We start from the raw sequence: 11,815 nt of genomic DNA, 5'->3' as shown, positions 1-11,815 counted from the left end.
CGGTCGCGGTGCGCCGGTCAGCGTGCGTCGGCGTCCCCGCCGCCGCTTGTCGGGCCGGCCGGTGCGCGGGTTGGTGCGCCGGTCTCCCGACCGGCGGTTCCAACGCCAGCCTCCTCCCGCAGGATCGCGTAGAGCAGCTGATCCTGCACAACGCCGTCCTTGATCGCGCTCCGGCGGAGGCGGCCCTCGAGCCGGTACCCGGCCTTCTCCAGCACACGGCAGGACGCGGCGTTCGAGGCGAGGGGCAGGGCGTAGAGGCGTTCGAGGTCATAGGCGGTGAACGCGAAGCGCGTTAACCCGGCCAGTGCGCTCGTGGCGATCCCGCGGCCCCAGTACTCCTCCCCGAGCCAGTACCCGATCTCCGCCGAGCAACGCTCCACGTCGTCACGGAGCACGACCCCGATGGCGCCTACCGGCAGGTCGTCCACCGTGATGGCGAACGCCGTCTCCCTGTCCTGCGCGAGCGTGAATCGGATGAACCCGTGGGCATTGTCGGTGGTGTAGGGATGCGGAAACTGATCCCGCAGTTGGACCCAGACCTTGCGGTTGTTGGCGTGCCGGGCGATCGGCGCGGCATCGGCATCGCGAAATGACCGGACGCCGCAGTGCCCAAGATCGAGCTGCATCGCCCGCGCTACGATCCGAATCGCGGCGATACCGGTGAAGCATCGTCGATCGGATAGCCGATCCATATCACCCGCAATCCGTCGGCTCCCAGAGCCGTGACATGCTTCACAAGCGGCCCATCTGCCACCGTAGGGGTCGGATGGTCGACCGACCGCGTCTCTCCGGCAAGCCGCTCGAGGTCTGCGGCGAAGGGCGGTTCGGGCAGGCGCCTTCCTGATGGATCGCTGGAGTAGACCGCCTCACCGCTCCGCGAGGCCACGTGAACCTCCGCCATCGGCGTCGAGCGAACAATCCGCTGCAAGCGGCCGTTGATGGTGTCCACCGACCAACCGGCCGCCTCGGCGCTCGCCAGGAACCGATCCGCGAGGGCGGCCTGCACGATCATGTGCTGGCCGAGGATTCCATCGAAGACGCTGCGGATTTCCTCGTACGCGCTCGTGTTCCGGAACTCCAGCAGGTCCGGCTCGTCGAACGCCGCCGTCACCGCCGTCATCACGGGCGACACGTAAGTGTCGCCGACTGCCGCCTGCTCCTCGAACGCGAGTGCGTTCCCTACCTGCACGATCCGGGGCTGGTCTACACCGGAGACGCCGACGTACTTGAAGATCTCGTTGTCGATCTCGCGAACGCGCGCTTCCTGCGCGACGACGTCGTCACTCTCCACGCTCGACGACAGCAGCGGGTAGAAAGCCGACGCCTGTGGCTGGACCGCCGGATCCGGATCGAACCGGAACGCCTGCGGCGCGCCCGCCTCGTCGCGGACGGTCGTAATGTAGACATCTCCGTCCGCGTTGCTGACCCAGCATTCGTCAAGCACGGTTTCCGCCGCCACCCCATCGAGCATGGCGATGATGTCCCCGGGATCCTTCCCGGCCGCCTCGCCCGCCGCCACGAGGTGCGACAGTACGCGCGCCTGCGCCGTCATAACGCCGTCGAGCATCGCATCCAGCGCCCGCGCGATGGTTGCCAGAGAAACCTCGTTCACCATCAAAACAGGATACATTGGGGCTGACCCGAAGTGCTGTCGTGACCTACGCGGACCGGAGTCGTGCCTGTCTTGCGCTGGCCTTGCGCGAGCTCAAGTGTCGGCCGCGCGGGGTCGTGGATGCGCTGGGCGCTGCACGTCTGCCAAACGACGGTCGGGAGTTCGCCGACTATTGGCATGCGGACCGTCTCGGTCTTGACGGGACGGATCCGGCCGGTGCCTGGGAGCGCGCCGAACGGAATCTGGAACGCTGCGACGACCTGGCGATCACGGTCATTGCGTACGGTGACCCTCGCTATCCCACGCGGCTGGCGGCGCTTCAGGGGCCCGAGCGCCGCGGCGCCGCGCTGGGTGGCTACGTTCCACTCCTGTACTGCCGGGGATCCGCTGCTGGGCTGAACGACTGCCGGTCGGTCGCCGTGATCGGCACGCGTACCCCCTCCGCGTTCGGACGCCGGCGGGCGCGAGCATTCGGTCACGATCTGGCCGCCGAGGGGTTTGTAGTCGTCAGCGGGCTTGCGCGCGGATGCGACACCGAGGCCCATTGGGGCTGTATCGACGCGGCCGGGATCACCGTCGCGGCACTGGCGCACGGCCTGGATTCGATCTACCCGCCCGAGAACGCGGATCTCGCGGACCGGCTGATCGGCGCTGGCGGGTGCCTCGTGTCCGAGTACCCGCCCGGCACGCCGCCGCGCCGCCGTGCGTTCGGTCAGCGGGATCGAATTCAGTCCGCGCTGGCGGAACTTGTCGTCGTTGTCGAAACGCCAGGCGACGACGGGACGATGATCACCGTCGACCACGCGCGGAGACAACGGCGACCCGTCGGCTGCCTCGTGCATCCGCCGGAATTCGCGAGCGCCGAGGCCGCCGCGGGGAACTCCCGGCTGCTGTCCGGCTACCCCCGCGCGATTCCGCTGAAGACGCCCCAGGACGCGCTGGCGGCGATGCGCCCTTCCGCGCACGAAGCGTGTTGATGTAGTGGGCCGTGGCTGTCCGGGACGAGAAGCTGCTACGGCGACAGGTCGAACGCGGCCATCTGCCGGGCGTTGCGGACGAGGATGCGTCCGTCCGCCATGGCGGGGACGTTCCAGGTCTTGCCCTCGATGGCGCCGAATCCGGCCACTTCCTCGTGACGGTCCGGGGTGGCCCGCACCAGCACGAGCTCGCCACGCTCGGTCAGCACTATCAGATGATCACCGGCGGCCAGGAGCTGACCGTGGCCGTAGCGCCCTGCCTTCCACATCAGCTCGCCGGTGGCGGCGTCGATGCAGGCGAGGATCGACTCGTCGAGACCGTAGATGTAGCCGTCGATCAGCACGGAGCTGCTGAACGCGTTCTTCATTCGGTTCGTTTCCCAGACCGTCGCCGCGGCGAGACCGTCGCCGTCCCGGGTCAGCTCGACGAGCGCCGCGCCCTTCCCGTAGCTGGCCGACAGGAAGAGCCGCTTGTCGCCGACGACGAGCGGCTGGGCGATGTTCGGGACGACGGGAACGGTCCAGGGGTACTCCCAGAGCAGGCCTCCGTCATGCGGCCGCAGTCCGGCGGCACGCTCGGCCGTCACCACGATAATCTGCCGCGCCCCGCCCAGTGTCGCAAGCATCGGCGACGTGTAGCTCTGCACATCGTCCAGAACGTGCCAGGCGACGTCTCCGGTCAGGCGCTCGTAGGCGGCGACCGACCAGCCGCGAGTGCCGCCCGGCTGCACGACGACCAGGTCGTCGACGACGAGCGGCGCGCCGGACATTGCCCACGGAAGGTTGGAGGCCCCCGCATCGGTCAGGATGTTCCGCTCCCAGTGGACCTCCCCGGTGGCCCCGTCCAGGTTGACGAACTGGCCGGTGGCGCCCAGCGCGTAGATCTGGCCGTCGTGCCACGTCGGCGTGGCGCGGGGTCCCGGGCCGCCCATAGCCTCCTGAAAGTGCGCGGGCCAGGTGTGGGTCCAGATCTCGATGCCGGTATCGATGTCGTAGGCCGCGACCACTTCCTCGTCCCGGCGCTGTTCAATGGTGAACGCCCGCCTGTCGGCGATGACGAAGGAGGCGTAGCCGCCCCCGACCGGCTGACTCCAAAGCGGTTCCAGCCCCGCGGCGGGCCAGTCGGTGCGGATCGCGGCCTCCGTGTAGAGGCCGTCGCGGTGCGGCCCGCGGAAGTCGGTCCAGTAGGCGTCGCCAGCCGCGGCGACCGGGGGATCCTGGGCGTCCGCGATGGGCGCCGGATCCGGGGCGCCGGGTCCGGGCGAAGCGCCATCCGAGCCGCTCGCGTACGCGCTTGCGGGCTGGGCGGCCCCGACGCGCTCGTCGCGATCGGCCTCCAGAGCGGCGTAGTGCGCGTCCGGCGTGCCGAACGAGAAGATCGGTCGCATGCCGCTACCGGCGAGTTCGATCTGCATGTCGAACGCGACCACGAGCAGGACCATGACCCCCGCGGCGAACGCCGCGACCACGACGATGGCGGCCAGAACGCGCAACAGCAACTTCCCCATGTAACGAGCATACCGCGCGACCAGGGCTCCCGGGTGCCGGAGGTCCCGGGCTACGCTACGCGTTCACCTGATGCTGGCCGGGCCGGCTGGCTGCGCGGCGCGGGGGTGGCCGGTGCGCCGGCAGGCTGTTCAGGTGCCGGGCCAGCGACTCCAGGCTGGCGAGGTTGTGGACCGGAAGGAAGTCATCGATCTCCGGCAACGCCGCCTGCATGCCACGGGTGAGAGGCAGATAGTCCGGCGATCCGAGAAGCGGATTGAGCCAGATCAGACGGTGGCACGACCGATGCAGCCGCGCCATCTCGGTGCGGAGGCGGCCCGGCTCCCCACGGTCCCAGCCGTCGGAGATCAACAGCACGACCGGACCCTGGCCCCGCACCCGACGCGCCCACTCGGTGTTGAACGTGTGCAGCGAATCACCGATGCGGGTGCCGCCGCCGAAGTCGCCGATCGTCCGGGGGAGCGACGGCACCACGGCCGTGGCGGGTCGGCGCGCTGTCAACTGATGCGTGATACGCGTCAGCCGGGTGGCAAAGACGAACGACTCCACGCGTCCAAGGCGCCCGCCGCCGGACAGCGTATGGACGAAGTGCAGCAGCATCCGGCTGTAGCGTTCCATCGATCCGCTCACGTCGCACAGCAGGATCAGCGGACGCCGCTTCGTCTTGCGCCGGCGCGACGGCAGGTGGACGATCTCCCCGCCATGCCGCATGTTCCTGCGGACGGCGCGGCGCAGGTCCAGGGCCGGACCCTTCCCCGGCATCCACCGCTGGGAGCGCCGCTCGCCCAGCTCCCAGTCGAGGGTGGCCATCATCCGTTCGGCTTCGGCCACCTCCGCTTCCGTGAACTGCTCGAAGTCCTTCGCCCACAGCCCGTCGCGGTCGCTGTAACTGAGCGCCGCCATCCGCTCCACCTGGTAGCGCGGCGGCGCCTCTGCGGCCCCGTCGCCGCCGGGTGAGGCGTCCGGCGGCAGTTCCGACTCGTACTCGGGCTGACCGGATCGTCGTTTCTCGCCCATCGCGCGGAGATCGGATTCGGTCCAGTCTCCATGCGGCCGCCGCCAGAACACGCGGAACGCCTCATCGAACAACGGGAGGTCGTCGACGCGATGAATCAGCAGGCACCGGAGGCAGTGGTAGAACTCCGACCGCTGTCCGACGTCGACGTACCGGAGCGCCATCGCTACGTCCCGGGTCCGTCCGGCCTGCACGTCGAGCCCTAACCTGTGCAGCATCCGCGTGAAGTGGATCAGGTTGTGGAGCAGAAAAGACATCTGCGGGTACATTCTCCCAGACGGCGCAGCGGCGTGTCGGCGCGGGGTTGACGCCCGCCGCTGGGCAAGCGTATATACATTGTATCTACATCGCTTTTCCTCGTGTGGTGGGATCGGGAGCCGACATGGAGACACGCATCGGTAAATGGGGCAACAGTCTGGCGCTCAGGATTCCGCAGTCCGTCGCCGCCAGCATGGGCATCACCCTGAACGCTACGGTAGAGCTGACCTCGCGGGGTGAGCAGCTTGTCATCTCGGTACTGGACCGATCCCCCGCGACGCTGGATGACCTCCTCGCCCGCGTGACCGAGGACAATCTCCACGGTGAGGTCGAGACTGGCTCCCCCGTGGGCGGTGAAGCGTGGTGACACCACCGGGGCCGGTTCCCGACCGCGGAGATGCGGTCTGGATTGACTTCAACCCGCAGACCGGTAGGGAGCAGGCGGGACGCTGGCCCGCCATCGTACTGTCGCCGGCCGCGTACAACGGCAAGGTCGGTCTGGCCCTGCTGTGCCCAGTCACGAGTCAGGTCAAGGGATACCCCTTCGAGGTGGCCATCCCGAACGGGCTCGGTGTCGCCGGTGTCATCCTCGCAGACCAGGTGAAGAGCCTGGACTGGCGCAAGCGGAACGCGGCGGTGATCACGGCGCTGCCGCGGCAAACCGTATCCACGGTTCTGCACAAGGTCAATCTGCTGCTGGGGCCGTCGCGAGCGGTCTGACACCCCACGCAAACAAGCGCGGGGCTTCACCCGCGCGCGGGTGCGTCCGGGGTGGCGGCTCGTGCGCCGGGCGCCTTCGCCCGGTTGAGCATCTGCTGAATCCGTTCGCCGCGGATGGACTGCATGTCCTCCTGCGTCTTGAGGACCATGCCGAGCGTGCGCTCTATGGTGGCCGCGTCGAGCTCCTGCCGGTCAAGCGCGACGAGGGCGGCGACCCAGTCGAGGGTCTCGGAGACGCCGGTCACCTTGTAGAGGTCGGCTTCTCGCAGTTCCTGGATGAATCGGGTTGCCTGCTCGGCCAGTGTCGCCGGCGCGTCCGGCAGCTTGGTGGTGATGATCCGCAGCTCCTTCTCGAAGCTGGGGTAATCGATCCAGGCGTAGACGCAGCGGCGTTTCAGGGCGTCATGCAACTCGCGGGTCCGGTTGGAGGTGATCACGACTACCGGCGGAGCCTCCGCCTTGATGGCGCCCAACTCGGGAATGGTGATCTGGAAGTCGGACAAGAGTTCCAGCAGGTAGCCTTCGAACTCCTCGTCGGCCCGGTCGAGTTCGTCGATCAGAAGCACCGGCGGACGTTCCCGCCCGCCCCGCAACGCCCGTAGCAGCGGCCGTTCAATCAGGAAGTCGGGACCGAACAGATCGCGTGCGCGCAGTGCCTCCCGCCCCTGCCTCGTCTTCTTCCTGTCGTCGCCCTTCGTGCCGGCCTTCACTCCGTCCGAGGCTTCCGCCAGGCGGATCCCGATGAGCTGGCGCGCGTAGTTCCACTCGTAGACCGCGTGCGTGACATCGAGGCCCTCGTAGCACTGCAGGCGGATCAGGTCGGTGCCCAGCCCACCGGCCAGCACCTTCGCCACCTCCGTCTTCCCGACACCGGCTTCACCCTCCAATAGCAGGGGACGCTGCAACTTCAGGGCCAGATAGATCGACGTGGCCAGTCCGTCGTCGGCCACGTAGAGCTGTTCAGAGAGGAGCGACTGCAGCTCGTCGATGGAGTCTGGTAGCGCTGCGGCGGCCACGGTGGGCCCTATCCGGCCCGTTCCGCGGCGGCGGTGAGCGCACGTCGAACATAGACGGACGCGACCGCCTTGCGGTATTCGGCGGAGGCAAACACGTCGCCGATCAGATCCTCGCCCACGTCACCCGCCACCGCCTCGGCGGCGGCCGCGATCGCCTCCGCCGTCAACGCCTGGCCGGACAGCGCGCCTTCCACGCCGGCACAGCGCACCGGCGCGGGCGTCAGGCCGCCGACCGCCACCGACGCGCCCGAGCAGGTCCCGTTGCTCGCCGTGACGTTTGCCGCGGCCCCCACCACCGCGTAGCGCGATGCCGGGTGCGGGAACTTCGCGTAGGCGCTGCCGGCGCCGCCCGCTGCGGGAACGGTGATCGCCGTGAGCACCTCGTTCTCACCGAGCGCCGTCATCATCAGCCCCTGGAAGAACCCGTCCGCTGCGATGGACCGCTCGCCGCCCGGGCCGACTACGGATAGCGTCGCGCCGAGCGCGGCCAACACCGTCGGCAGGTCGGACGCGGGGTCCGCGTGGGCCAGGTTGCCGCCGATGGTGCCGCGGTTACGCACTGCCGGGTCGCCGATTTGACTCGCCGCCTCGGCGAGGGCGGCGGCGTGCTGCTGCACGTCGGACGACGCGGCGATCTCGGCGTGGGTCGTCAGCGCCCCGATCCGCAGGCCGTCGCCCCCGGCTGAGATGCCACGCAATTCGGCGATGCGCCCGATGTCGATGACCGCGGACGGGGCCGCCAGTCGGAGCTTCAGCAGCGGGATCAGGCTGTGGCCGCCCGCCAGCAGCTTCGCCCCCGGGTGCTCGGCGAGCAGCCTGCCCGCATCGGCGACCGAACTGGCCCGGTAGTAGTCGAAATTGGCAGCAAACATGGTCAGTTCCCTTTCGCGTCCTGAATCGCCTGCCAGACCCGTTCCGGCGTGAACGGCATGTCGATACGCTTGACGCCGAGCGGCCGGAGTGCATCCATCACCGCGTTGTAGACGGCGGCGGTCGAGGCGATGGTGCCCGCCTCGCCAATCCCCTTCACGCCGAGCGGATGGTGCGGCGACGGGGTGACGGTCGAGATGACGTCGATGTCGGGCAGGAGGTCGGCGCGCGGCAATGCGTAGTCGAGCATCGAGCCGGTCGCTAACTGCCCGTTCTCGTCGTAGGACGCACCCTCCCAGAGGGCCTGGCCGACGCCCTGGACGACGCCGCCATGCACCTGGCCCTCGACGATGGTCGGGTTGATCTGCGGTCCGCAGTCGTCGAGCGCCGTGTAGCCGGTCAGATCCACCTGGCCCGTGCTGGCGTCCACCTCCACGACCGCGAGATGCGCGCCGTACGGGAAGACGAAGTTGGGGGGATCGTAGAAGGTCGTCGCTTCGAGTCCGCCTTCCATGCCTTCCGGTAGGTTCCACGCGACGTTCGCCATCAGCGCGATGTCCTGAATCGTCTTCGCCTTGTCGGGGGAACCCTTCACGAAGAACTTGCCGTCCTCGTACTCCATGTCGTCGACCGAGGCTTCGAGCAGATGCGCGGCGAGGACCTTCGCCTTCTCGCGGATCTTGCGGACCGCGAGGGCGAGCGCGGCGCCGCCGACCGCCGTGGTCCGGCTGCCGTAGGTTCCCCAGCCCATCGGCGTGGCGTCGGTGTCGCCATGGACGACCTTCACGTCGCCCGCGTCGACGCCGATCTCGCTCGCAACGATCTGGGCGAAGGTCGTTTCCTCCCCCTGACCGTGCGGAGAGGCGCCGATGAAGACATGCACCTTGCCGGTGGGGTGGAATCGGACGATCGCGCTCTCCCACAGGCCGCCCTGGAAGCCGATCGCGCCGGCCACCTGCGACGGTCCGAGGCCGCAGATCTCGACGTACGTCGACAGGCCCAGACCGAGGTGCTTGCCGTTCGACGGCCCGGCCTGCTGCCTGGCCCGCAGGTCGGCGTAGCCGGTGTGGTCGAGCAGCTTCTCGAGGGCGCCGGGGTAGTCTCCACTGTCGTAGTTGAGAGTGGTGACGACCGTATGGCCGTCGTCGAACTTCGGAATGAAGTTCTTCCGGCGGACGTCGGCCGGATCCATGCCGAGCTCGCCGGCGAGGATATCGACCATCCTCTCCAGCATGAACGTCGCCTCGGGACGCCCCGCGCCGCGGTACGCCTCCACCGGCACGCCGTTCGTGTAGACGCCGTAAACATCCTCCTTGATCGCCGGGATGTCGTAGACGCCGGACAGCATCAATCCGTGAAGGATGGTCGGAATGCCGGGCGCCGCCGTCGACAGGTACGCGCCCATGCCGGCATGCACCGTGCAGCGTAGGCCGGTGATCTTGCCGTCCTTCGTCGCCGCCAGCTCGACGTCCTGCACGTGGTCGCGGCCGTGCGTCGTCGCCTGGTAGTTCTCGCTCCGGGTCTCGGTCCACTTCACCGGCCGGCCCAGCGTCTTCGAGCAGAACACGGTGATGAAGTCGGCCGGGTAGGCGGCAATCTTCGAGCCGAAGCCGCCGCCCACCTCCGGAGCGATGACGCGGAGCTTGTCCTCCGGCACGCCGGTCACGACGGAGCAGAGGAACCGGACGATGTGCGGGTTCTGCGTGGTGTTCCAGAGCGTCAGTTCGCCCGTCGCCTGGTTGTACTGCGCGAGGGCCCCCCGCGTCTCCATGGCGTTGGGGATGAGGCGCTGCTGGAGGATCCGCTCCTTCAGGACAACGCCGTTCGCCTCCGCTTCCGCGAATGCCTCGTCGACGTCGCCGCCTCCCGCGACTGTCCAGTGGAACGCCTGGTTCCCCTCGATGTCGTCATGGAGCTGCGGAGCGCCGTCGTCGTGCGCCGCCTCGGGATCGATCACCACCTCGAGCGGTTCGTAGTCCACCTCGATCAACGCGAGCGCATCGTGCGCCTGGTAGGGGGTCTCCGCCACGACCGTCGCGACGATATCGCCGGTGTAGCGGACCACGTCCTTCGCGATGCAGGGATACGCCGCGATCTTGAGATCCGAGTCGGGAAGCAGCCACGCGCACGGCATCGGCGCGAGCGCGCCTTCGATGTCGGCGCCGGTGTAGACGGCGACAACTCCGGGCGCGCCGGCGGCCTTGCTGGTGTCGATCCGGGTGATCTTCGCGTGCGCATGCTCGCTGCGGAGCATCGCCGCGTGGACCATGCCGGGGAGTGTGATGTCGTCGGTGTAGGTGGCGCTCCCGGTGATTAGCCGCGGGTCTTCCCGGCGGCGGATACCTGAGCCGAAGATTCTGGTGCTCATCGTTGTCCTCCGCGTGACCGGCTACTGATTCGCCGTCGTTTCCGCCGCGTCACGCACGGCGCGCACAATGTTCTGGTAGCCGGTGCACCGGCACATGTTGCCTTCCAGGCCGTGGCGGATCTCGGCGTCGCTCGGGGAGCTGTTCGTCCGGAGCAGCTCGTGGGACGCCATGATCATGCCGGGCGTGCAGAAGCCGCATTGCAGGCCGTGCTTGTTCCAGAAGCTCTCCTGGAGGGGATGCAACTGCTCGCCGTCCGCAAGACCCTCGATCGTTGTCACGGACGCACCGTCCGCCTGCACCGCGAGGGTTGTGCACGACTTGGCGGAAACGCCGTCAATCAACACCGTGCAGGAACCGCACTGACTGGTGTCGCACCCTACCTTCGTGCCGGTCAGGCCGCCGAGACCTCGGATGAAATGGACCAGCAACAGCCGCGGCTCCACTTCCTGTTCGTAGAGGCGGCCGTTGACGGTAATGCTGACGGGAACTCTCACGCGTCACCTCCTGGCAAGGGCCGACATTATATCGTCCGCCCGGTGCACCATACCGTTCATTCGTAGCGCTTGGCTAGCGCCTGTCGATCGCCCGCTCCGATCAGGTCGTTGAAGCCCTCGAACGTGATCAGTCGATCCTCGCAGGCCGCCGTGTGGCCGTCGGCATGCATCCGGCCGTAGACCGTCTCGAGGGCGCGGGCGGCGGCGTAGAGGCCGGTCAGAGGGTAGAGGATGAGGTTGAATCCCAGCCCCGCCAACTCCTCCTGTGGCAACAGCGGCGTCCGGCCCTGTTCGATCATGTTGGCGACGGTTGGCTTCGGCGCGCGGCGGCCCACTTCGGCGAGGGCTTCTAGGGAGGGCGGCGCCTCGATGAATGTCGCATCGGCGCCCGCCGCCCGCGCCGCTTCCGCCCGGGCGACCGCCTCGTCAAGGCCCCCGTCGGCGATCGCGTCGGTGCGGGCGACGAGGAAGAAGTCCGTGTCCGATTTCGTGTCGACGGCGGCGCGGACCTTGCCCAGGTATTCGTCGCGCGGGATCACCTTCTTGCCCTGCATGTGGCCGCACCGCTTCGGCCACTGTTGATCCTCCAGGAAGCAGCCCGCCGCCCCTGCGTCGACCAGCTCGCGCACCGTCCGCGCGACGTTCAGCGCATTGCCGTAGCCGGTGTCGGCGTCGACGATGATCGGGATGGACACGCTACGGCAGATCCGGCGCGCCGCGTCGATCACCTCGCTACCGGTCAGCAGACCGATGTCCGGTTCGCCGATGGCGGTGGCGGAAACGGCGTAGCCGGAGACGAACGCCAGCTCGAATCCGACGCGCTCCGCCATCCTCGCCGACAGCGTGTCGTAGACGCCGGGGAAGACGAGGCTGCCATTGTGAGCGAGCAGCGTGCTGATCCTCGTGGACATGCTTTCCTCCGATCTCCGGGGCGGGTGGGTGTCGCCGGGGTCCGGGCTACTGCGGCTACGGCGCCGC

The 11,815-nt window shown here is 68.5% G+C and carries 12 protein-coding genes; 3 read left to right on the top strand and 9 right to left on the bottom strand.

The window, feature by feature from the left end; all coding sequences use genetic code 11:
• Window positions 1-17 precede the first annotated feature (17 nt).
• Together F4Y45_00450 and F4Y45_00445 are read right to left on the bottom strand one after the other, a co-directional pair.
• A complete protein-coding gene (locus F4Y45_00450; GenBank protein ID MXY22982.1) occupies window positions 18-626 on the bottom strand; it encodes a GNAT family N-acetyltransferase in 609 nt (202 codons plus the stop codon).
• A gap of 8 nt (window positions 627-634) precedes the next feature.
• Complete coding sequence (locus F4Y45_00445; GenBank protein ID MXY22981.1) at window positions 635-1,615, bottom strand: hypothetical protein; 981 nt, start codon at window positions 1,613-1,615, stop codon at window positions 635-637.
• Between F4Y45_00445 and F4Y45_00440 the strand changes: the two genes are divergently transcribed.
• Window positions 1,591-2,589, top strand: a complete 999-nt coding sequence (locus F4Y45_00440) for a DNA-processing protein DprA (GenBank protein ID MXY22980.1) — start codon at window positions 1,591-1,593, stop codon at window positions 2,587-2,589. The genes F4Y45_00445 and F4Y45_00440 overlap by 25 nt on opposite strands.
• Before the next feature lie 35 nt (window positions 2,590-2,624).
• Here the strand turns inward: F4Y45_00440 and F4Y45_00435 are convergent, their stop codons facing one another.
• Both F4Y45_00435 and F4Y45_00430 read right to left on the bottom strand, forming a co-directional pair.
• Window positions 2,625-4,097, bottom strand: coding sequence for a PQQ-binding-like beta-propeller repeat protein (locus F4Y45_00435; protein MXY22979.1), 1,473 nt, complete (start codon window positions 4,095-4,097; stop codon window positions 2,625-2,627).
• Window positions 4,098-4,152: 55 nt separating this feature from the next.
• Window positions 4,153-5,367: a VWA domain-containing protein gene (locus F4Y45_00430; protein MXY22978.1), complete on the bottom strand. Its 1,215-nt coding sequence runs from the start codon at window positions 5,365-5,367 to the stop codon at window positions 4,153-4,155.
• A 125-nt stretch (window positions 5,368-5,492) separates the two neighbouring features.
• Here F4Y45_00430 and F4Y45_00425 point away from each other — a divergent pair, with 125 nt between their 5' ends.
• Together F4Y45_00425 and mazF are read left to right on the top strand one after the other, a co-directional pair.
• Window positions 5,493-5,735, top strand: coding sequence for an AbrB/MazE/SpoVT family DNA-binding domain-containing protein (locus tag F4Y45_00425; protein MXY22977.1), 243 nt, complete (start codon window positions 5,493-5,495; stop codon window positions 5,733-5,735).
• Window positions 5,729-6,088, top strand: a complete 360-nt coding sequence (gene mazF / locus F4Y45_00420; protein ID MXY22976.1) for an endoribonuclease MazF — start codon at window positions 5,729-5,731, stop codon at window positions 6,086-6,088. The genes F4Y45_00425 and mazF overlap by 7 nt, the downstream gene beginning before the upstream one ends.
• 26 nt (window positions 6,089-6,114) lie before the next feature.
• Here mazF and F4Y45_00415 read toward each other — a convergent pair whose 3' ends face one another.
• The 5 genes from F4Y45_00415 to F4Y45_00395 are packed head-to-tail and all read right to left on the bottom strand — an operon-like array spanning window position 6,115 to window position 11,748.
• The gene (locus F4Y45_00415; GenBank protein MXY22975.1) at window positions 6,115-7,104 is read right to left on the bottom strand and encodes a MoxR family ATPase; all 990 of its coding nucleotides are present in this window, start codon (window positions 7,102-7,104) and stop codon (window positions 6,115-6,117) included.
• An 8-nt stretch (window positions 7,105-7,112) separates the two neighbouring features.
• Window positions 7,113-7,976 (bottom strand): xanthine dehydrogenase family protein subunit M, encoded by an 864-nt coding sequence (locus F4Y45_00410; GenBank protein ID MXY22974.1) that lies wholly within the window; start codon window positions 7,974-7,976, stop codon window positions 7,113-7,115.
• Between the two features lie 2 nt (window positions 7,977-7,978).
• The gene (locus tag F4Y45_00405; GenBank protein MXY22973.1) at window positions 7,979-10,342 is read right to left on the bottom strand and encodes a molybdopterin-dependent oxidoreductase; all 2,364 of its coding nucleotides are present in this window, start codon (window positions 10,340-10,342) and stop codon (window positions 7,979-7,981) included.
• Between the two features lie 21 nt (window positions 10,343-10,363).
• The gene (locus F4Y45_00400) at window positions 10,364-10,837 is read right to left on the bottom strand and encodes a (2Fe-2S)-binding protein (GenBank protein MXY22972.1); all 474 of its coding nucleotides are present in this window, start codon (window positions 10,835-10,837) and stop codon (window positions 10,364-10,366) included.
• A 56-nt stretch (window positions 10,838-10,893) separates the two neighbouring features.
• Window positions 10,894-11,748 (bottom strand): carboxyvinyl-carboxyphosphonate phosphorylmutase, encoded by an 855-nt coding sequence (locus tag F4Y45_00395; GenBank protein MXY22971.1) that lies wholly within the window; start codon window positions 11,746-11,748, stop codon window positions 10,894-10,896.
• Window positions 11,749-11,815 lie beyond the last annotated feature (67 nt).

It is taken from the genome of Acidobacteriota bacterium (assembly GCA_009838525.1).
GTDB lineage: Bacteria > Acidobacteriota > Vicinamibacteria > Vicinamibacterales > UBA8438 > VXRJ01.
The sequence above is the reverse complement of the archived record's forward strand: the minus strand, read 5'-3'. Positions and strand labels throughout refer to the sequence as shown.

What these genes read in the sequence shown, in the direction of transcription:
- F4Y45_00405 (MXY22973.1), bottom strand. Translation starts at nt 10,342, where the DNA reads ATGAGCACCAGAATCTTCGGCTCAGGTATCCGCCGCCGGGAAGACCCG.
- F4Y45_00450 (MXY22982.1), bottom strand. Translation starts at nt 626, where the DNA reads ATGCAGCTCGATCTTGGGCACTGCGGCGTCCGGTCATTTCGCGATGCC.
- F4Y45_00430 (MXY22978.1), bottom strand. Translation starts at nt 5,367, where the DNA reads ATGTCTTTTCTGCTCCACAACCTGATCCACTTCACGCGGATGCTGCAC.
- F4Y45_00410 (MXY22974.1), bottom strand. Translation starts at nt 7,976, where the DNA reads ATGTTTGCTGCCAATTTCGACTACTACCGGGCCAGTTCGGTCGCCGAT.
- F4Y45_00425 (MXY22977.1), top strand. Translation starts at nt 5,493, where the DNA reads ATGGAGACACGCATCGGTAAATGGGGCAACAGTCTGGCGCTCAGGATT.
- F4Y45_00395 (MXY22971.1), bottom strand. Translation starts at nt 11,748, where the DNA reads ATGTCCACGAGGATCAGCACGCTGCTCGCTCACAATGGCAGCCTCGTC.
- F4Y45_00445 (MXY22981.1), bottom strand. Translation starts at nt 1,615, where the DNA reads ATGGTGAACGAGGTTTCTCTGGCAACCATCGCGCGGGCGCTGGATGCG.
- F4Y45_00435 (MXY22979.1), bottom strand. Translation starts at nt 4,097, where the DNA reads ATGGGGAAGTTGCTGTTGCGCGTTCTGGCCGCCATCGTCGTGGTCGCG.